The organism is Candidatus Pelagibacter bacterium nBUS_28, assembly GCF_051200915.1.
Classification (GTDB): Bacteria; Pseudomonadota; Alphaproteobacteria; order Pelagibacterales; family Pelagibacteraceae; genus Pelagibacter.
Genome location: NZ_CP172844.1, coordinates 550,655 through 570,464, shown reverse-complemented (window position 1 = coordinate 570,464; position 19,810 = coordinate 550,655). Strand labels below are relative to the sequence as shown.

At 30.4% G+C, this 19,810-nt stretch carries 20 protein-coding genes and 3 tRNA genes; 8 read left to right on the top strand and 15 right to left on the bottom strand.

Features of this window, described 5'->3' with window-relative positions; translation table 11 throughout:
• Positions 1-5: 5 nt before the first annotated feature.
• Both ACIJYC_RS02965 and xth read left to right on the top strand, forming a co-directional pair.
• Entirely contained in the window at positions 6-323 is a 318-nt protein-coding gene (locus ACIJYC_RS02965; RefSeq protein ID WP_435098682.1) for a HesB/IscA family protein, read from the top strand.
• Positions 323-1,099: an exodeoxyribonuclease III gene (xth, locus tag ACIJYC_RS02960; RefSeq protein ID WP_435089182.1), complete on the top strand. Its 777-nt coding sequence runs from the start codon at positions 323-325 to the stop codon at positions 1,097-1,099. The genes ACIJYC_RS02965 and xth overlap by 1 nt, the downstream gene beginning before the upstream one ends.
• On the opposite strand, the gene ACIJYC_RS02955 is transcribed toward xth, so the two are convergent.
• Genes ACIJYC_RS02955 through ACIJYC_RS02940 form a run of 4 tightly spaced genes read right to left on the bottom strand, consistent with a single transcriptional unit; the run spans position 1,091 to position 4,064 of the window.
• On the bottom strand, positions 1,091-2,089 hold the full coding sequence (locus ACIJYC_RS02955) for an Ldh family oxidoreductase (RefSeq protein ID WP_435089183.1): 999 nt from the start codon (positions 2,087-2,089) through the stop codon (positions 1,091-1,093). The genes xth and ACIJYC_RS02955 overlap by 9 nt on opposite strands.
• Positions 2,090-2,488 (bottom strand): Fur family transcriptional regulator, encoded by a 399-nt coding sequence (locus ACIJYC_RS02950; protein WP_435089184.1) that lies wholly within the window; start codon positions 2,486-2,488, stop codon positions 2,090-2,092.
• A 24-nt stretch (positions 2,489-2,512) separates the two neighbouring features.
• Positions 2,513-3,316, bottom strand: a complete 804-nt coding sequence (locus ACIJYC_RS02945) for a metal ABC transporter permease (RefSeq protein ID WP_435098691.1) — start codon at positions 3,314-3,316, stop codon at positions 2,513-2,515.
• Position 3,317: 1 nt separating this feature from the next.
• Positions 3,318-4,064: an ATP-binding cassette domain-containing protein gene (locus tag ACIJYC_RS02940; protein ID WP_435098694.1), complete on the bottom strand. Its 747-nt coding sequence runs from the start codon at positions 4,062-4,064 to the stop codon at positions 3,318-3,320.
• 70 nt (positions 4,065-4,134) lie between these two features.
• On the opposite strand from ACIJYC_RS02940, the gene ACIJYC_RS02935 reads away from it, so the two are divergent.
• Together ACIJYC_RS02935 and ACIJYC_RS02930 are read left to right on the top strand one after the other, a co-directional pair.
• Positions 4,135-5,157: a zinc ABC transporter substrate-binding protein gene (locus ACIJYC_RS02935; RefSeq protein WP_435167694.1), complete on the top strand. Its 1,023-nt coding sequence runs from the start codon at positions 4,135-4,137 to the stop codon at positions 5,155-5,157.
• A gap of 291 nt (positions 5,158-5,448) precedes the next feature.
• On the top strand, positions 5,449-6,414 hold the full coding sequence (locus ACIJYC_RS02930) for a hypothetical protein (RefSeq protein WP_435167691.1): 966 nt from the start codon (positions 5,449-5,451) through the stop codon (positions 6,412-6,414).
• Between the two features lie 78 nt (positions 6,415-6,492).
• Here ACIJYC_RS02930 and ACIJYC_RS02925 read toward each other — a convergent pair whose 3' ends face one another.
• Positions 6,493-6,663 carry a hypothetical protein gene (locus ACIJYC_RS02925; RefSeq protein ID WP_435084866.1) on the bottom strand — a complete coding sequence of 57 codons (171 nt, stop codon included), beginning with the start codon at positions 6,661-6,663 and terminating at the stop codon, positions 6,493-6,495.
• A gap of 224 nt (positions 6,664-6,887) precedes the next feature.
• Between ACIJYC_RS02925 and ACIJYC_RS02920 the strand changes: the two genes are divergently transcribed.
• Together ACIJYC_RS02920 and ACIJYC_RS02915 are read left to right on the top strand one after the other, a co-directional pair.
• On the top strand, positions 6,888-7,037 hold the full coding sequence (locus tag ACIJYC_RS02920) for a hypothetical protein (RefSeq protein ID WP_435089192.1): 150 nt from the start codon (positions 6,888-6,890) through the stop codon (positions 7,035-7,037).
• 11 nt (positions 7,038-7,048) lie between these two features.
• On the top strand, positions 7,049-7,567 hold the full coding sequence (locus tag ACIJYC_RS02915) for a hypothetical protein (RefSeq protein ID WP_435167688.1): 519 nt from the start codon (positions 7,049-7,051) through the stop codon (positions 7,565-7,567).
• 2 nt (positions 7,568-7,569) lie between these two features.
• Here the strand turns inward: ACIJYC_RS02915 and ACIJYC_RS02910 are convergent, their stop codons facing one another.
• Genes ACIJYC_RS02910 through ACIJYC_RS02900 form a run of 3 tightly spaced genes read right to left on the bottom strand, consistent with a single transcriptional unit; the run spans position 7,570 to position 13,120 of the window.
• The gene (locus ACIJYC_RS02910; protein ID WP_435167686.1) at positions 7,570-8,775 is read right to left on the bottom strand and encodes a sugar phosphate nucleotidyltransferase; all 1,206 of its coding nucleotides are present in this window, start codon (positions 8,773-8,775) and stop codon (positions 7,570-7,572) included.
• On the bottom strand, positions 8,775-10,493 hold the full coding sequence (ilvD, locus tag ACIJYC_RS02905) for a dihydroxy-acid dehydratase (RefSeq protein WP_435167683.1): 1,719 nt from the start codon (positions 10,491-10,493) through the stop codon (positions 8,775-8,777). The genes ACIJYC_RS02910 and ilvD overlap by 1 nt, the downstream gene beginning before the upstream one ends.
• A complete protein-coding gene (locus ACIJYC_RS02900; RefSeq protein WP_435167680.1) occupies positions 10,493-13,120 on the bottom strand; it encodes a valine--tRNA ligase in 2,628 nt (875 codons plus the stop codon). Before ACIJYC_RS02900 ends, ilvD begins: the two co-directional genes overlap by 1 nt.
• Before the next feature lie 124 nt (positions 13,121-13,244).
• Here ACIJYC_RS02900 and ACIJYC_RS02895 point away from each other — a divergent pair.
• Positions 13,245-13,318, top strand: a tRNA-Cys gene (locus ACIJYC_RS02895).
• Between the two features lie 50 nt (positions 13,319-13,368).
• Positions 13,369-13,444 (top strand) — tRNA-Asn (locus ACIJYC_RS02890).
• Positions 13,445-13,477: 33 nt separating this feature from the next.
• Here ACIJYC_RS02890 and ACIJYC_RS02885 read toward each other — a convergent pair.
• From ACIJYC_RS02885 to ACIJYC_RS02855, 7 genes are all read right to left on the bottom strand, one after another.
• Positions 13,478-14,635, bottom strand: a complete 1,158-nt coding sequence (locus tag ACIJYC_RS02885; RefSeq protein ID WP_435167677.1) for a peptidoglycan-binding protein — start codon at positions 14,633-14,635, stop codon at positions 13,478-13,480.
• A gap of 67 nt (positions 14,636-14,702) precedes the next feature.
• Positions 14,703-15,074 (bottom strand): helix-turn-helix domain-containing protein, encoded by a 372-nt coding sequence (locus ACIJYC_RS02880; protein ID WP_435089201.1) that lies wholly within the window; start codon positions 15,072-15,074, stop codon positions 14,703-14,705.
• 200 nt (positions 15,075-15,274) lie between these two features.
• Positions 15,275-16,009, bottom strand: a complete 735-nt coding sequence (locus ACIJYC_RS02875; RefSeq protein WP_435089202.1) for an amino acid ABC transporter ATP-binding protein — start codon at positions 16,007-16,009, stop codon at positions 15,275-15,277.
• 6 nt (positions 16,010-16,015) lie between these two features.
• Positions 16,016-17,287, bottom strand: coding sequence for an amino acid ABC transporter permease (locus tag ACIJYC_RS02870; protein ID WP_435167674.1), 1,272 nt, complete (start codon positions 17,285-17,287; stop codon positions 16,016-16,018).
• Positions 17,288-17,289: 2 nt separating this feature from the next.
• Positions 17,290-18,435, bottom strand: a complete 1,146-nt coding sequence (locus ACIJYC_RS02865; RefSeq protein WP_435167671.1) for an amino acid ABC transporter permease — start codon at positions 18,433-18,435, stop codon at positions 17,290-17,292.
• 67 nt (positions 18,436-18,502) lie between these two features.
• A complete protein-coding gene (locus ACIJYC_RS02860; RefSeq protein ID WP_435167668.1) occupies positions 18,503-19,543 on the bottom strand; it encodes an amino acid ABC transporter substrate-binding protein in 1,041 nt (346 codons plus the stop codon).
• Between the two features lie 170 nt (positions 19,544-19,713).
• A tRNA-Arg gene (locus tag ACIJYC_RS02855) sits at positions 19,714-19,790 on the bottom strand.
• Between the last annotated feature and the right edge of the window lie 20 nt (positions 19,791-19,810).

Here is a 19,810-nt window from a genome sequence, read left to right as displayed (position 1 = left end):
CAGACATGATTAAAGAAATTAAATTTACAGATAATGCTCTAAAACAGATAGCAAATTTATTATCTAAAAAAGATGATGGATCATTTTTTAGAATCGCTATTAAGGGCGGAGGATGTTCGGGTTTTCAATATGAATTTACATTTGAAAAATCCAAAAATGATGATGATTTAAATTTTGAAAACATCTTAATTGACAAAACTTCAGCAGATTTATTAAAAGGTTCTGAGGTTGATTATGTATCTGAGCTTATTGGTGAGTCTTTTAAAATTTCTAATCCACAAACCAAGTCTTCTTGTGGCTGTGGTGTTTCATTCTCACTTTAATGATTATCTCATCTTGGAATGTTAACTCAGTAAGAGCCAGAATAGAAAATATCAAAAGCTATCTACTAAAATACAAACCTGACGTTTTAATGATGCAAGAAATAAAAACTGAAGATGTTAATTTTCCATATGATGATTTTGCCTCCATGGATTATGAAAGTCATGTTTTTGGTCAAAAAAGCTATAATGGTGTTGCCATCATATCTAAAGGAAAGTTAAATAATGTCAGAACTGATTTAATCAAAGATAAGTTAAAACAATCAAGAATAATTTCTGCAGAAATAGAATATAAAAAAAAAGTTATTCAATTAATAAATATCTATACACCTAATGGTAATCCAGTTGATACTGAAAAATATGATTATAAAAAAAATTGGATGGATCAACTTATCAAGCAACTAAAAACTTTATCTAAAAAAAATCAAAACATCATTTTAGCTGGAGACTTTAATGTTATCCCTGCTGCTGAAGATGTTTATAACGTTAAAAGCTTTGAAGACGACGCTTTGTATAGACTTGAAATTAGAAAAAAATTTAGAGAAATGTTAAATCTTGGTTTTAATGATGTTTATAGACACTTTAATGAAGATAAAGAGGGATATACATTTTGGGATTATATGAGAGGTGCTTGGCAAAAAAATAATGGTATGAGAATTGACCACTTCTTAGTTTCAAACTCTCTTATCGATAATATAAAAGATATTAATATTAATAAAGATCCTCGTGGTAAAGAAAAGCCTTCAGATCATACTCCAATTGAAATTAAACTAACTTAAAGATTTAATTTTATTAACTAATTCTTCATTGATATGTCTAGGGCCAGTATCTTGTCGATTTTTATGTCTTCTTTCACCAGGTAATCTAACTTCACCCATTGATTTCATTTTTTCAAAAAATTCTTCTGCATGTTTTTGCCAGCTTGTACCTGCAGTTTTATCTGGACAAATAGCTAGAATAAATTCACCACCGCTTGGTGGGCCACCATCATTATTATCTTTAGCAGCTGTTTCATAACTAAAATTATCACCCACTAAAGCACCAGCTAGCAATTCAACCATCATTGCAATTGCAGACCCCTTATATCCACCAAAAGGTAATAAAACACCACCATCAGCAATCTCTGCTGGATCAGTAGTATCTTTTCCATCTTTAGTTAAACCTGTTCCAAGAGGAACTTTATGCCCTTCTCTTTTAGCGACTTGAACTTCCCCCATGGCCATAGAAGCTGTTGCCATGTCATATACAACAGGTGTCTTTCCTGGTCTTGGCCAAGCAAATGAAATTGGATTTGTACCAAACAAAGGTTTCATTGCACCAGCAGGAGCAACAGCAGGCTTGTATGATGTACAAGCAAAAGCAACTAAACCATCATCTGCTAACATTTCAGTTTCAGGCCACATAGCAGCCATATGATGTGAATTATTAATAGCTAAAACGGCAACACCATTTTCTTTCGCAGCTTTAGATAATTCAGGTAAACCTTTGTTCAAAACAACTGGAGCTAAACAATTATTGCCCTGAACTTTAATTACAGATGAAGAAACTTTATTAATTTCAGGTTTTCCTTTACCGTCTATCTTTCCACTCTTAAGACCACTTACATATGCGGGTAACCTAAATAAGCCATGAGATACAGATCCATCTCTTTCTGCATTTCTAATTAGATTTGATAAAATAGTTGCAGTTTCATCATTGCATCCATTAGCTATTAGCGTTCTTTTTGCTAATTCAAAAATTTCATCCAAGGATAAAGAAATATTACTCATTTATTTAGTCTTACAATTTTTACATAAACCAAAAAATTCTAAATTATACTTGCTGTATTTCATTCCAGTTTCATCCGTAAAGTTTGATAAATATTTTGAAAGCTTTGAATTGCTTATTTCAGAAACATTTTCACAATTTTCACAAATTGAGAATGCTGTTGCTTTAGAAATTTGACAATTAGAATTTTGACAAGCTATAAAAGCATTTCTACTTTCAATCTTATGGATCTTTCCAATTTCTACTAATTTATCTAACGCTCTGTAAACTTGTAATGGGGCTTTAATACCTTCTTTTTGAACATTAAACAGGATTGAATAAGCTTTCATCGGCTCACCAGATTTATCAATTATATCAAAAATGATTTTTTGGTTTTTAGAAAGATTGTGTTCTTTTTGCATATACAAATTCTTATCAATTAGTTGTTAATTTTTCAATTTAATCGATTGTTTAATATTAAGTAAAGACAATATAAATAAAACTAAAGCAGCCATAATTATTGAAGGTCCAGATGACGTATTAAATTCTAATGAAGAAAATAAACCCAATATTACTGATAAAAGACCACCAATAATTGAGTATAAAACCATTTTCTTTGGACTATCTGAAATATTTCTGGCCATTGCAGCTGGTATAATTAACATTCCAGTGATTAATAATAAACCAACCATTTTAATTGATATAGCAATCACAGCAGCCATCAGAATTGTAAATATAGCTTTTGATCTATCAGGATTTAATCCCTCTGCTTCTGCTAGTTCATAATTTACTGTAGATGCGAACAGAGGTTTCCAAATCAATTTAAGTACAAATAAAATTAATGCTCCACCTGTCCATATAATAATTAAGTCGTTAGTTGTTACGGCTAATATGTCACCAAATAAAAGACCCATTATGTCGAAACGTATAAAGGTTAAAAAACCAATTACAACTAATCCAACAGCCAGAGAAGAGTGTGCCAAAAGGCCCAACAAAGCGTCACCAGGTAAATTGGTTTTTTTCTGAAGTTGAATTAAAATCAATGCAACTACAGATGAAATTATGAATACTGAAAGAGCAATATTAAGTTCAAAAGAATAAGCTATTGTGACGCCTAATAAGGCTGAATGAGATAGTGTATCGCCAAAATAAGACAATCTTCTCCATACTACAAAACAGCCTAGTGGGCCAGTTACCAACGCAACTCCTATTCCAGCTATTAAAGCTCTTATGAAAAAATCATCTAACATATTAATTTTTCTTTATTTGACCCTCATCTGAATGAACATGGTCATGTTTGTGCTCATAAACAGATAGAATTTGAGAGGCTTGTTCACCAAATAAAGTTTTGTACTCATTATTTTTAGCAACATCCATTGGTGTACCTGAACAACACACATGACCATTTAAACAAACAACATGATCAGTTGCTGTCATAACAGTATGCAAATCATGGGAAATTAATAAAATTCCACAATTTAAAGTATCTGAAATTTTTTTGATCAATTCATATAACGCTATCTCTCCAGTATAATCAACACCTTGAACTGGTTCATCTAGAACTAATAATTCTGGTTTTTTTGAAATTGCTCTTGCAATCAAAACTCTTTGAAATTCTCCACCTGATAAATTTCCTAAATTTTCATTTTTAAGATGACTAACTCCAGTAAGGGTAAGAGCTTCATTTATTGCTTCATCTTTAATATCTTCAGTTAAAAGCATAAAATCATACACTCTTAGTGGCAAGGTCCAATCTATTGAAATTTTCTGAGGAACATAACCAACTTTGTTTGTAAATTTTTCAACTCTTCCCTCAATATTTTTGTAAATACCTAATGCAATTTTTGCTGTAGTACTTTTGCCAGACCCATTTGGGCCAATTAGAGTAACAATTTTTCCCTTCTCAACTTTTAACGAAACACCTTCAACTAACCATTTATTATTTTGTTTAAAACCAACTTTGTTCAGTTCTACTAATATATTTTTATCTGAGTTCATTTATATCTTGACTTGTATATGTTATATTATTACATACTGTTATATTATAACAACTAATTAAATTACTTATATGAAAAATATCAAAAAATTACCCTTAATATTATCAATTTTATCAATGTTAACATTCTTTACATCAGCTAGTGCTGAAATTAAAGTGGTTACATCAATAAAACCTATCCATTCGTTAGCAAGTTATCTTATGGATGGGGTTGGAAAACCAAGTTTAATTGTAAATGGCTATGCGTCTCCTCACGCATTTTCCATGAAACCATCTCATGCAAAAATGTTACAAAATGCAGATATTATATTCTGGGTTGGTGAAAGTATGGAAAATTTTCTAAAAAAACCATTGAGCTCGATAGCTAAAAAAGCCGAAAAAATCGAATTAATAGAAGTTAAAGGATTGAACGTATTAAAGTTCAGGGAAAGAAATATTTTTGATGAGCATAATCATGATGATCACGCTAAAAAAGAAGATGATCACGACGACCACGACCATGATGATCACGCTAAAAAAGAAGATGATCACGACGACCACGACCATGATGATCACGCTAAAAAAGAAGATGATCACGATGATCATGCACACGGAGATTATGACTCTCACATTTGGTTAGATCCAATGAATGCTAAAGTAATCTTAAATGAAATGGCTGAACATTTGATCGAAAATGATACTAAAAATGCATCTAAATATAAAAATAATTTAAAAAAAGCACTTAAAGAAATTGATACTCTTATAATCCAAGTGATGACAGAATTAAACAAAAGTGTGTCATCTATAGTTTTTCATGATGCATATCAATATTTTGAACAAAGATTTAATGTAAATATTCTTGGAGCGTTTACTGTTAACCCCGATGTAATGCCCGGTGCCGAACAATTAGCAGAAATCAGAAAAATTATTGAGCATGATAAAGTTGCTTGCGTGTTTTCTGAGCCTCAATTTAATCCTGACATAATCAACGCTGTAGCAAAAGATATGAAGATAAAAACAGGTGTTTTGGATCCATTAGGTGCAACTTTAGATCCAGGTAAAAATTTATATTTTGATTTAATAAAGAATATGTCTTTGTCATTTAAAGATTGTTAAGTCAGTAGTTTTGTAATTGTACTAAAATACAACTTATATTTGTAAATTTTAAGTAGACAAATTTTAAAGATAATATATTGATGATGAATCAGCTATTCCTTTAAAAAAATTCTATATTCTTTCTGTGGACTTATGTTTTTTTTATTATAAATATCGATGAATCAACTCACTTCAAAAAAAAATAATAAATTTAATTATAGATAAATTTCCTCACACCTATTAAATCGTCATCAAGAATAAGAATCGTTCGAAACGGAAAACAATAAAGTAAACAAAAAAAATAGGAAAGAAATGGAACTGACAACAATATATACGATCGTCGGCTTTGCATTAGCTGGTTATAGCGTTATTGCAAATGATTCAATACAAACGCTAGGTACTTTTATAGCGTCTAAACAAAAATGGTTTAAATGGTACACTCTTGCTGGTTCAGCATCTGTAGTAATGGCTATAGCTATTACATGGGGGTGGTATTCGTATGATGGTGATATATCATACGGCAGGCTTAACAGAATACCATTTCAAGAAATTCAATGGTACCACGCAGTAGCTCCTGCTATTCTTTTAGTGCTTACCAGAATTGGTATACCAGTATCTACAACCTTCTTAGTACTTTCAGCATTTGCTTCCACTGTAGTATTGGAGAAAATGCTAATGAAAAGTGTTGTGGGTTATGGCCTGGCTGCTGTAGTCGCGTATTTAGCTTGGATAGTAGTATCAAAGTTTATCAATGAAAAATTTGATGAAGTTGAAGATAAATGGATAGGATTTTGGAGAAACTCAGTTTGGGTGACTTCTGGTTGGTTATGGTGGGTTTGGTTATCTCACGACGTAGCAAATATTGCAGTTTATCTCCCAAGACAACTAGATGTAACTTTATTGTTAATTGTACTAGCGTACTTTACAGCATTATTGTTCTACATATTTTATATTCATGGTGGACCAATACAAAAAGTTGTTTTAGATAAAACTGGAACAAGATATGCGAGATCAGCAACAATAATAAATGTTATTTATGCTGCGGTACTATACTACTTTAAAGAACTTAATGACCTTCCAATGTCTACAACATGGGTATTTGTAGGTTTATTATGTGGTAGAGAACTTGCTATATCAACTATGAATAAAGAGTACAAATTCAAATACGTCTTCCCATTAATTGGAAAAGACTTCATTAAAATGATCTTTGGATTAAGTGTGTCTGTAGGAATTGTTTTGGCAATTCACTACATTATTATTCCAAATAATTGGTTTTAAATAAATCTAATTATGGTCGTGTTAGAAATATCTAATACGACCATGAAATGTATAATTTTAGTATTTTTTTTTAAGATATTATTTCTTGAATTTAGAAACTAACTCTTTTAATTTTAGTTTTTCTTTTTTTAATTTTCTTAGTTTTTCCCAAGAAGAAAAAGCTCTGTCATTCATTCTTAATTTTGTAAAATGCTTAATTGCTAATTCAATTTTTTTGTGTTTTTTGATGAGTTCTTTAAACTCCTTCATATTGAATAATCATAGCATAAATAAAATTAAAACAATCAGAATTTAAAAAAAAATTAATTTTAAAAAAGGGTTAAAAAAGGTGCTCTTAAGTAAATAAGAAAAAAAACTGAATTATTTTTTGCTTTAGTTTTGCGTCTACGGTATGATCTGTTTAAGTCCCGCACTAATTCAGCTTTAGGCTGATGATCAATTTTTAAAAATTAACAATTTAAAGTGTCAAAATTATGATTTTAAAATTGGTAAAATTACTGTGTTTTCTTGGATTACACAGATACAAAACAATAAATATTGAGTTTGGATTTAATCCAACAGATAGAATTACGACTCTTGAGTGTAAAAATTGTGGACACACTAAATTAAAAGCTGATGGCTAAAATTAGATAAAATGAAAAATATTAGAAAAGATATTGAGATTAGAAGATTTATTGAATGGTCTAAAATTGTTAGAGGCAAACCAATTCAAATTAGATTATATGAATTGATATATTTTGAGCTTCTAAATTTGTGGATAGAACTAAACCAACCCCCATTGAGAAGATTAATATATGAAACCATAAATTCAAATAATTATGATGAAAAGTTTGTTAAGGGAAAAATTTTTCAAGAATATATTGATGAAATTTTAGAAACACCTTGTGAAGATAAATCTGGTTATTATAACCCGGACTCAAGAGAAATATTGAGTAAAGTTAACATTAAAGAATTATATGATGTTAAATTTTTAATAAAAAGTGAATTAAATACTGTGATAATGATCGATAGATATAATGCAATTTATACATTCTGCAGACTATATGAAGAGTGGTGTTTGAAAAAAAAATCAGAACAAATTGATGATGTGACTAAAAAAGAAAGATTTGATGTAACAAAAGACTTACCAATAAAGATTTCAACTCAAAGGTAAGTTTATTTAACCCTTCCATAAATATCTTCAAATCTAACTATATCTGTCTCTTTAAGAATTGATCCAACTTGAGCTTCAAATATTTTGACTGGTTTTTTTCCAGGGTTTTGAATTCTATGAATTGCCTCTAGTGGAATAAAGATATGATCATTTGGTTTTTTTACAAAACTATTTTTGTTCAATGTTATCTTAGGATTTCCTTGAGTAACTAGCCAATGTTCAGCTCTATGATGATGTTTCTGTAAACTTAAAATACCTTTAGGTTTTACAAATAATTCTTTAATTAAAAAATTTTTTCCTTCAAATAAATTTGTATACCTGCCCCATGGACGAAAAAAAACATTCTTTTTCTTAATATATTTATTCTTATTTTTTTCATACATTTTTAAGATTTCTTTCCAACTTCCAAGATCAGACCATGGAATATCTAATTTAACAGCATTAATTTGTTTAGTTTTTTCTAAGATTGCATAATCAAAAGATTTAGTAGTTGCTTTAATGAACGACGCTTTATTTAGATAATAAGTGTTATCTTTAAGTTTTGCTTTTTTAACCGCATTTACACAGTTTTTATAAATAATTGGCTGGTGTTTTTTAAAGTTATTTATTATTGAATCCTTTCTAAGGAAAAACATTCCTGAATTCCAATAACCTTTTTGTTTTATAACCTGTTTAGCTTTAGAGATTTTGGGTTTTTCAATAAATTTAGTTACTTTATTAATGTTTCCTTTAATCTTTTTAGTAACAAAATATCCGTATTCACTTGAAGGTGATGTAGGTTTAATACCGAATATGAAGATATTTTGATTAGTTAAATTTGATTTATTTTTATTTATCGCTTTATTGAACACACTCATTTTTTCAATTAAATGATCAGCTGTAAAAAACATCAATGGCTGATCATTTGGAATATCTTTAATTAAGGCAGTACTTAATATAGCTGGAGCCGTATTTCTTTTTGCAGGTTCTAAAACTATCTTATATTTTTTAATCTTATTTTTTTTAAGATGTTGTTTTACTTGTTTTAAGTATTTTTTATTTGTACTTATAATTGGAGAATCATAAATAGGTGCTTTAGTTCGCTCTAAAGTTTTACCCAGTAAAGTCCAATTTCCAAAATCAATAAATTGTTTTGCTTGATGTTTTTTAGAATTTGGCCAAAGTCTTGTTCCTGCACCTCCACATAAAATGACCGGTCGTATCTTCATTAAATTTCTGAATAATCCTTAACTTCTTTTTTCTTACCAGGATGAGTTGGTGCGCCCAAATAAGCTGGTCCTACTGTTTGTGCGTATTTCCAAAGTGTGCCTGATCCAAAATCTGATTTTCTTGGTTTCCATTTTCTTTTTCTTAAAGTTAATTCTTTTTTAGAAAGCCTTACATTAATGGTCCCTTTTTTAGCATCAATATCGATAATGTCTCCATTACGTAATAAAGCTATAGGACCTCCTAAAGCGGCCTCAGGACCTACATGACCCACACAAAAGCCCCTTGTGGCTCCAGAGAACCTTCCATCTGTTATAAGAGCAACTTTTTCACCCATTCCCTGACCATAAATTGCACCTGTTGTAGATAGCATCTCTCTCATCCCAGGACCTCCTACAGGGCCTTCGTAACGGATTATAATTACATCGCCTTCTTCATATTTACGTTTTTGGACAGCGTCCATAGCTGCTTCTTCATTATCAAAGCATCTTGCTTTACCAGTAAATTGTAATTTCTTAAGTCCAGCAATTTTAACTATACCACCATCAGGAGCTAAATTTCCTTTTAAACCAACAACTCCTCCATCTGGAGATAATGGATTATCATATTTTCTTAAAACTTTTTGTTTAGGATTAAATTTAATATTTTTTAAATTTTCCTTCATAGTTTTTCCAGTAACGGTCATACAATCACCATGAATAAAACCTCCATCATAAAGTGTTTTTAACAACATTGGTACGCCACCTGCTAACCACATATCTTTTGCAACATATTTTCCACCAGGTTTCAAATCAGCAAGATAAGGTGTTTTTTTGAAAATTTTAGCCACATCCATTAAGTCAAATTTTATTCCAGCTTCGTTGGCAATTGCGGGTAGATGTAATGCTGCATTAGTAGATCCACCTGTGGCAGCAACTATAGTAGCAGCATTTTCTAAAGCTTTTTTTGTAACAATATCTCTAGGTTTAATCTTTTTTGCTAAAAGATTCATTACTGTTTTTCCACTTTCTTTAGCGTACTTATCTCTTTCTTCATATGGGGCTGGCGTTCCAGCAGAATATGGCAAGGCTAAACCAATAGCTTCTGATACACATGCCATCGTATTTGCTGTAAATTGACCACCACAGGCACCTGCACTTGGACATGCAACTAATTCTAATTTTCTAAGTTCTGCTGAAGACATTTGACCAGACGAATGTTTTCCAACTGCCTCAAATACATCAACAACTGTTACGTCTTTTCCCTTATATCTTCCTGGAAGAATTGATCCGCCATAAATAAATACACTTGGTACATTTAATCTAACCATCGACATCATTAGCGCTGGTAAAGATTTATCACATCCAGCAATACCAACTAATGCATCATAGCAATGCCCTCTTACAGTAAGTTCAGCAGAATCTGCTATCACCTCTCTAGATATTAAAGAAGCTTTCATTCCTTCATGACCCATTGCAATTCCATCTGTAACTGTAATTGTGCAAAATTCTCTTGGCGTACCACCATTAGCTCTAACACCTTTTTTAACTGATTGAGCTTGTCTCATAAGAGCAATATTACAAGGAGCAGCTTCGTTCCAAGTTGAAACAACACCTACAAAAGGTTTTGATACATCTTTTTCTGTTTCACCCATTGCATAATAAAAAGACCTGTGAGGAGCTCTATCTGCGCCTAATGATGTATGTCTGCTTGGAAGTTTCTTTTTATTAAATTTTGACATTATATTCCCTTCATAGTTACTAATATTTTATCAATATCATTCTTTAAATTATTATAATTAGTTTTTTCTTGTTCAACAATCTCTTTTGGTGCTCTATCTACAAAACTTTTGTTTTCTAGTCTTTGCGATATCTTGTTCATTTCTTCCTGAATTCTATTTTGTTTACTAGTTAAATTTTCTTTAATTAATTTTAAATCAACATCTTTATCAAAATAAATCCTAAATAAATCACCTGCAACAACCATAGTTGCCGCTGGTTTATCTAAGTCATCATTAAGGATATTATTTATTCTTCCTAATTTTTTAAGGATAATTTCATTATCATTAATAAATTTTTTTTGGATATCATTAATATTATTGATAGACATGTCTATAAATGAACCTGGGCTTACATTAAGTTCATTCTTAAAGGATCTAATTTCAGATATTATACTTATAATATTTTCAACTTGCTCTGTATTAGAGTCTTTATTGATTTTACCAGAAGGCCAATTAGCAAGCATTAAAAAATCTTTGCTTGAATTATCAAATTTATTTTTAAGCCATATCTCCTCTGTAACAAATGGAATAAAAGGATGTAACAAAATTAAGATTTGCTTGAATATATAACTTGAAACTTTTTTAACCTCAGATTTAGCTTCTTCATTATCCGAAAATAGTATTGTTTTAGATAATTCTAAATACCAGTCACAATAAGAGTGCCATGCAAATTGATAAGCATTTTTTGCTGCCTCGTCAAATCTATAGTCTTCTAAATTTTTCTCAATTTTAGATTTTGCTTCAATTAATTCTGCATAAATCCATTTATTGATATTAACTGATAAATTTGGAACTTTATCGATATCAGAAAAATCACATTCATTTGTGATTAAAAAATTATTAGCATTCCATAGTTTATTCAAAAAATTTCTATATCCTTTAACTCTGTCTTCTGAAAGTTTTACATCAGTACCAGGAGATGCCATTGAAAGAAGAGTAAATCTTAATGCATCGGCACTATATTTTTCAATTAAATCTAAAGGATCAATAACATTACCTTTAGATTTTGACATTTTTTGACCCTTCTCATCTCTAACTAAAGCATGAACATAAATATCTTTAAAAGGTTCTTTATTTAAAAATTCTGTTCCAAACATAATCATTCTAGCAACCCAAAAAAAAATAATGTCAAAACCAGTTACTAAAACTGAAGTTGGATAAAACTTTTCAACATACTCTTTATTGTCTGGCCAACCCAATGTTGCAAATGGCCAAAGACCAGATGAAAACCATGTATCCAAGACATCAGGATCTCGTATTAAATCAACATCTTTTTTATAATGTTTTTTTGCCAATAATTTTGCATCATCTTCATCTTCAGCAACAAACATCTTTTTGTCAGGACCATACCAAGCAGGTATCTGATGGCCCCACCAAAGTTGTCTTGAAATACACCAGGGCTCTATATTGTTCATCCATTGAAAATAAGTCTTAGACCAATTTTCAGGAAAGAAATTAGTCTTTTTTGAATTAACAACTTCTTTTGCTTTAACAGATAATTTTTCTGCATCAGCAAACCATTGTTCTGTTAAGAAAGGTTCAATAATAGAATTAGATCTATCCCCATATGGAACCTTATTTTTTATATTTTCTTCTTTAACAAAAAAATCTTTATCTTTTAGTTCTTTTAAAATTCTCTTTCTTGCTTCAAATCTGTCTAATCCTATATATTCTTTAGGCGCATTTTCGTTAATTTTACCAGCTTCAGTAAATATATTTATAATTTCAAGATTATTTCTTTGTCCAACATCGTAGTCATTAAAATCATGCGCAGGTGTAATTTTTAGTGCACCAGTTCCCTGTTCAGGATCTGCATAATCATCTTCTATAATATTAATCTTTCTTCCAACAATTGGTATTGTAACTTTTTTGCCGACAAAAGATTTAAAGCGATCATCTTTTGGATTAACTGCAATTGCAGTATCTCCCAACATTGTTTCAGGTCTTGTTGTTGCAATTGTTATAAATTCAGCGGTTCCATCAATAGGATACCTAATATAATAAATTTTTGAATTTACTTCTCTTTGATCAACTTCAAGATCAGAAATCGCAGTTTTTAAAACAGTATCCCAATTTACAAGTTTTTTATCTTTGTAGATTAAATCTTTATTATATAGATCAACGAATACTTTTATTACTGATTTTGAAAGGTTTTCATCCATTGTAAAAGCATTACGAGACCAATCACAAGAACATCCAAGTTTTTTTAATTGGTTAATAATGATGTCACCATATTGCTCTTTCCATTCCCAAACTTTTTCAATAAATTTGTCTCTACCAATTTCATTTTTATCAATTTTTTCAGCAGTAAGTTTTCTTTCGACTAAAGCTTGAGTAGCAATACCTGCATGATCTGTACCTGGTTGCCATAAAGTTTCATAATTATTCATTCTGTGATAACGAACTAACAAATCTTGAATAGAATTATTCAAAGCATGACCCATATGAAGACTTCCAGTCACATTTGGTGGGGGTATAACTATTGAAAATTTTTTTGAATTTTCTTTAGGTTTGAATAATTCATTTTTTTCCCAATAAGAGTAAATCTTATCCTCTACATCAGAATGTATATATTTATCGTTACTCATGAATGTATAAAGTTTATAATTTATTAATCTAAATTAACAATAATCAATTTAGATCGTTATTTAATAGACTAATGAGAAATATTTAATATAAAAAGGCATCTGAAGCTATTAGTCAAAACAAGATGGCAACGTGGCGGAATGGTTACGCAGAGGATTGCAAATCCTTGTATCCCGGTTCGATTCCGGGCGTTGCCTCCAAAAAAAATCTTGTTTTAACTATAAAAAAAAGTAAGTTGAGTTTTTTACATTCCTCGGTAGCTCAGTTGGTAGAGCAGTTGACTGTTAATCAATTGGTCGTAGGTTCGAGTCCTACCCGAGGAGCCAAAATCAGTATTTTCTAATTTATTATTTTAAAATTTATCTAATTATACAATTAGGATTGAAACCAATTAAATCATCTATTCCATCAGGTGTGTGCATTTTTCTTTTTCGTAAATATATAGGATCATTTTCTAATTTTATACCTGTTACTATCTCCATTAATGTATCTATAGCTATAGCCATTTGATGTGTGTGAGGTGTTGCCTTTTTTGGATCTGTAATTCTATTTCTTGCTAGACCATTTGGGTTTTTTCTTTCTAAAAACTTTTCTGGATCTGTAATTGCTAAATTGACTATTTTGACTGAATTAAATATTTTATCTTGTATATTTTTTGGAACATTAGCTCCCCATAATTCAGCTATATAAATGTATCCTAGAGCAATATCTACTCCATATGAATGGTACCATTGCCCTCTTAGGCCTCTGAAAGAGTTATCATTTATGTATCCATCATCATAAAATAGTTTGTCTATTTGTTTAAATGTGTGATTAATTTCTTTGGCAGCAAGTTTTTTATCTTCTGTCCATGAAGCATAAACCAATGTTGATAATCCTCCATTAGCCATTGCATAAAACCCTTTGTCATTTTTTTTAAATTGAATTGGTTTTAAGAACTTTTTGTACATTTTTTTAATGTAACTATTCACAATCTTAAACTCCTCTTTATTCAATTCAGATTTAAGCATTACTGCACTAATCATATAGTTACCAAACCATTGGCCTGCAAATTCATATTCATGGTACCAGCAAGGAGCTTTGGGGTTATTATCTTTCCAACATCTTCCTTTTTTTTTTAATTCTTTATAGCTTATGCTGTTATATAAAGTATTTGCCTTGGCTATTTCTAATAATAAATCTTTAGCTATGTTAATGTTAGTTTGATTTTTATCACCAATAGCAATGTGAGTTCCTGCAATCATAACTTTTATAGGTGTCGTGATTGCTTTGTGTTCTACCAAAATAGAATTACTATATTTTGTATGGTAAGCTGACCAATCGAAACCAACTACACCTTTAATAGTATCAATGGTTGATTTATTACTAAAAGATTTATCTTTAGGAATTGCTGAGCAAGTCTTAATTTCTTTAGTGTAATATTTACCTGGAAAAGTAATATCCTTTGATTTAACTTTTGCAAAAGCATTTCCGTTTAATAATAGTATAAAAAGAATAATTATTGATAAATTTTTCATTACTAGATTCATTATTGATTTAAATACAGATTAAAAATTTGATAAGGGGTCTTTAATTAAATTTAAATTAAACTGCTTTAGAAATAACTGTTCCTGATATTTGTAAAGATTTATTAAATTTTAATTTTTGATCAGCGCTAAGCTCTGAATATAGTTTTGTTAAAAAATTATAGTTAACATTCATGTGTCCTTCTTGAGATTTTTCTAAGTTAATTAGATATTCAGAAAAATCTTCAAAGAAATAATTAATTGGAACTTTTAAATAGTTAGATAGTTGAAGCAATCTAATAGAGCTTACTCCATTAGTTCCCTTTTCATATTTTTGAATTTGTTGAAATGTAACATTAATCGCTTTAGCAACTTTAGTTTGTGTTAAGCCTAAAGCTAATCTTCTTAGCTTAAGTTTATTACCTAAGTGTTTGTTGAAATTATCTTCCATTAAGACCCCTCTTAATTAAATTTTAAAAACATATTGAACAAATTTATTGGGGTTCATGCAATAGATAAATTTATTTATTTTTCTATTAAAAGTTGAGAGATGGAAAACCTGTCAAGCTTAAGATTTTAAAAAAACTATTGTATTTATGACAAAAATATCAAACAGTTATCTAAGCTTTTGATAATAAAAGAGTTAACAAATTATAAAATTTGGCTTAAAAATAGCTTTGTTCTATCACTTTTCGGATTAGCAAAAAATTCTTTTGTGTCAGCCTTCTCTACTATCTTACCTTCATCCATAAATATCATACAATCAGCAACTTCTTTAGCAAATCCCATTTCATGAGTAACAACTATCATGGTCATTCCTTGTTTAGCTAAATCAACCATTACATCTAATACCTCTTTAATCATTTCTGGATCTAATGCAGATGTTGGTTCATCAAATAACATAATTTTTGGCTCCATACATAGCGCTCTAGCAATAGCTACCCGTTGTTGTTGTCCACCAGAAAGTTGTCCTGGGAATTTTTGAGCTTGATCTAAAATTTGAACTCTTTCCAAGTGTTTTAAAGCCAATTCTTCTGCCTCTTTTTTTGGCATTTTCTTAACCCAAATTGGAGCTAATGTGCAATTATCCAAAATTGATAAATGTGGAAATAAATTAAATTGTTGAAAAACCATTCCAACTTCTGCTCTAACTTGCTCTATATTTTTTGTATCTTCAGAAATCTCAGTTCCATCAACTATAATGTTTCCTTTTTGATGCTCTTCTAATCTATTAATACATCTAATTAGTGTAGATTTACCAGATCCAGATGGACCACAAACAACAATTTTTTCTTTAGCTTTAACTTCAAGATTAATATCTTTAAGTACTTGAAAGTCCCCATACCATTTGTTTACTTCTTTAATCTGTATAATTGAATCTGACATAGTTATTTATCTATCTGTTTTAAATTTTAATTCTAATTTTTGACTATATTTACTCATACTGTAGCAAATAATCCAGAATATAATTCCAGCAAATACGTAACCTTCCATCGAAAACCCAAGCCATTTAGGATTTGTTTTTGCTAAATTTAACATTCCAACTAACTCCAATAAACCTACTACAAAAATTAATGGAGTATCTTTTACTAAAGCTAAAAAAGTATTGGCAATACCAGGTATTACTAGTTTAAGAGCTTGTGGTAAAATTACTAATAAATGAAGTCTCCAGTACCCCATACCTAAAGATTTTGCTGCATCATACTGTCCTCTAGGTAGAGCTTGTAAACCACCTCTAATAACCTCAGCTGTATAAGCAGCTTCAAATAAAGTAATAGCAACAATAACTCTAATTAATTTATCAACATATGTTCCATCTGGTAAAAACATTGGAAACATAACTGCAGACATAAATAATACTGTAATTAACGGTACACCTCTCCAAAACTCAATAAATGAAAGTGAAGAGTATTTAACTACTGTTAAATCAGATCTTCTTCCAAGTGCCAACATCATCCCTATGGGGAAACAGAAGATTAATGAAAAGAAAGAAACAATAAAAGTTAAGGATAAACCACCCCATGCACCTGTTTCTACCCATTCTAAACCAAATTCACCACCTGAAATTAAATAGTAAATTAAAAGAAATGAAATTATAGGTAGAAAGATAACATAATAAAAAGTTAAGTATTTTTTATATTTTAATGGGAAAAAATATCCCGCTCCCATCAATCCTAAAACAATAATGAATGTTGCATTAACCCTCCATTGTTCAGCATTAGGATACATTCCATACATAAATCTATTAAACCAAGTTTTAATATAAACCCAACATGCACCACCTCCCGTACAAGCTTCTTTGCTATCACCAACAAATGTAGCATCAAGAACAAACCAATTGAGTAATGGAGCAACACTGAAAATTATCAATATGATTATACTTATGCTTAAAGCAGCGTTAAAATTACTAGTGTTAATATTTTTGTTAAGCTCGTCTAGGATTTTAATTCCAGAAAATTCTATTCTTATTAAGTGTAATCCAATCATTCCAAAAATTAGAGGAGTAAAAAAACTGACAAAGCCAGGTAAAAATCCAGTAATATTAGTCTCATAAAAATTATTTAGACAAAAATCAATTAACCCTAATGCAAAAAATAAAGAACCTAAAATTAAAAATAAATTCAAATTTTCTCTATTAGGTTTTAAAAAATTTATATTGCTCATTACTATTTTTCCTGTATCGCAATTCTTTTATTATACCAGTTCATAAATAGTGAGATTACTAAACTGATTGTTAAATAAGTGGCCATTGTAATTCCCACAATTTCAATAGCTCTACCTGTTTGCATCATTGCAGTACCTGCAAAAACTAATACTAAATCTGGGTAAGCAATAGCTGCTGCTAAAGATGAATTTTTTGTTAAATTTAAATATTGATTTGTAGTAGGTGGAATTATAATTCTTAATGCTTGAGGCAAAATTACTAATTTTAAAACTTGGCTAGGTGTTAAACCAATTGATGCAGCTGCTTCTTTTTGACCTTTCCCTATACCTTGTATTCCAGCTCTTACATTTTCGGCAATAAAAGTTGCTGTATATAAAGTTAATGCCAATGTCAGTGCTATAAGTTCAGGGGGTATTCCCATGCCGCCTTCATACGTGAAAGAAGTTTTAGCTAGTTGTTTCAATTCTGGAAAACTCCAAGAAAGATCAACACCACCTATAATAAAAGTTAATGCTGGAAAAATAATAAAAATTCCTAGTGAAATTAAAAATTTAGGATACTGTTTTCCCTCTTCTTCTTGTTTTCTTTTTGCAAATTTATTGAAAGAATAAATTGCCACCATTGCAACAATCAAAGCAATCATAAATACATCAAAATTGTTCCAAATTGGAGCTGGTGTATAAAGACCCTTAATAGTCATAAAAGAAGATCCAAAAATTAATGGGGCATCCTCTGGCATTGGGAGCGCTCTTAAAGCTGCAAAATACCAAAAAAAGATTTGTAACAACAAAGGTATGTTTCTAAAAAATTCAACATAAAAACTGGCTGTTTTATTAATTAGGTAGTTAGGTGATAATCTAGCAACACCAATCACAGCACCTAAAAGAGTGCTTAAAATAATACCGATGAATGAAACTAATAATGTATTTAAAAGTCCAACTAAATAAGCACGTCCATATGACATGGAGCCATCATAGTCAATTAACGAAAATTGAATATCAAATGAAGCTTCTTTTGATAAAAAACCAAATCCAAACTCGATACCTCGAGTATCCATGTTCTCTTGAGCATTCATTGTAAAGAAACCAAAGATTAAAACTATAAATAATAGAGTTAAAAATTGAGGTAAGATTTTTTTAAATTTCATTTGATTAGATACTATAAAAAAAGGGCTAGATAAATCTAGCCCTTTTTAATTAATTTATAACTTTAAATTATCTTGATGGTGGAACGTATAAAATACCACCTTTAGTCCATAATTCATTTGGACCTCTGTCTGGTAAGATACCAGTGTCAGCTATATTTCTCTTATAACTTTCACCATAGTTTCCAACTTGTTTGATAATTCTTAAGTTCCACTCGTTATCTAAACCGAATGCAGCACCCATTTCACCTTCAGCACCAACCAATCTTTTGATTTGTGGGTTTTCTGAAGTTTTCATCATGTCAGCATTAGCAGAAGTAACACCGTACTCCTCAGCTTCGATCATAGTATTTAAAGACCATCTTACGATATCTTCCCATACTGCATCACCTTGTCTAACAACAGGGCCTAATGGCTCTTTTGAAATAGTTTCAGGTAATACGATGTGATCATCAGGGTTTGACATTTTAGTTCTTTGAGCAGCAAGACCTGATTTGTCAGTAGTGTAAGTGTCACATCTACCAGCATCATAAGCAGCTACAACTTCGTCAGCTTTTTCAAAAGCAACTGGAGTGTAAGAAATTCCTTTAGAGTTAAAGAAGTCTCTCATGTTTAACTCAGTTGTTGTACCAATGTTAGTACAAGCTGAGATTCCATTTTTGAATTGGCTAGTTGAAGTAATTCCAGAGTTTTTTCTAACCATGAAACCTTGACCATCGTAGAAGTTTACTCCAACGAAAGTTAGTCCAATGTCAGCATCTCTAGAAAGAGTCCATGTTGTGTTTCTTGACAAGATATCAATCTCACCAGAAGTTAAAGCTGTAAATCTTTCTTTAGCACTTAATGGTGTGAACTTAACTTTGTTCGCATCACCTAGTACTGCAGCAGCTACCGCTCTACATACATCAACGTCAACACCAGTCCAATTTCCTGCAGCGTCAGCATTAGAAAATCCTGGTAGACCTTGAGATACTCCACATCTTACAAAACCCTTCTTCTGAGTATTTTTAAGTGTCTTAGATTTTTTAGCAGCGAAAGTTTCTGTTGTAAAAGTAAACAACACAGCAACCATTGCTACTAAAGAAGTTAATTGTTTTAAGTATTTAAACATTATTCTTCCTTTTTAGTTATTTTTATTTGTTAACAAATAATTCAAAAACAATTTTGAATTAGGTTAATCTTTTATCATTATCTAAAGTTGATCAAAGTAAATTGAGTAAAATTAGAAGTCACATAACTACATGTAGTATAAAAAAAAGTAAAGCGAATATATGTGGGAAATGGTGCGCCCTGCACGACTCGAACGTGCGACCCTCGGTTTAGAAAACCGATGCTCTATCCAGCTGAGCTAAGGGCGCAAAAAATAAATACAAATACA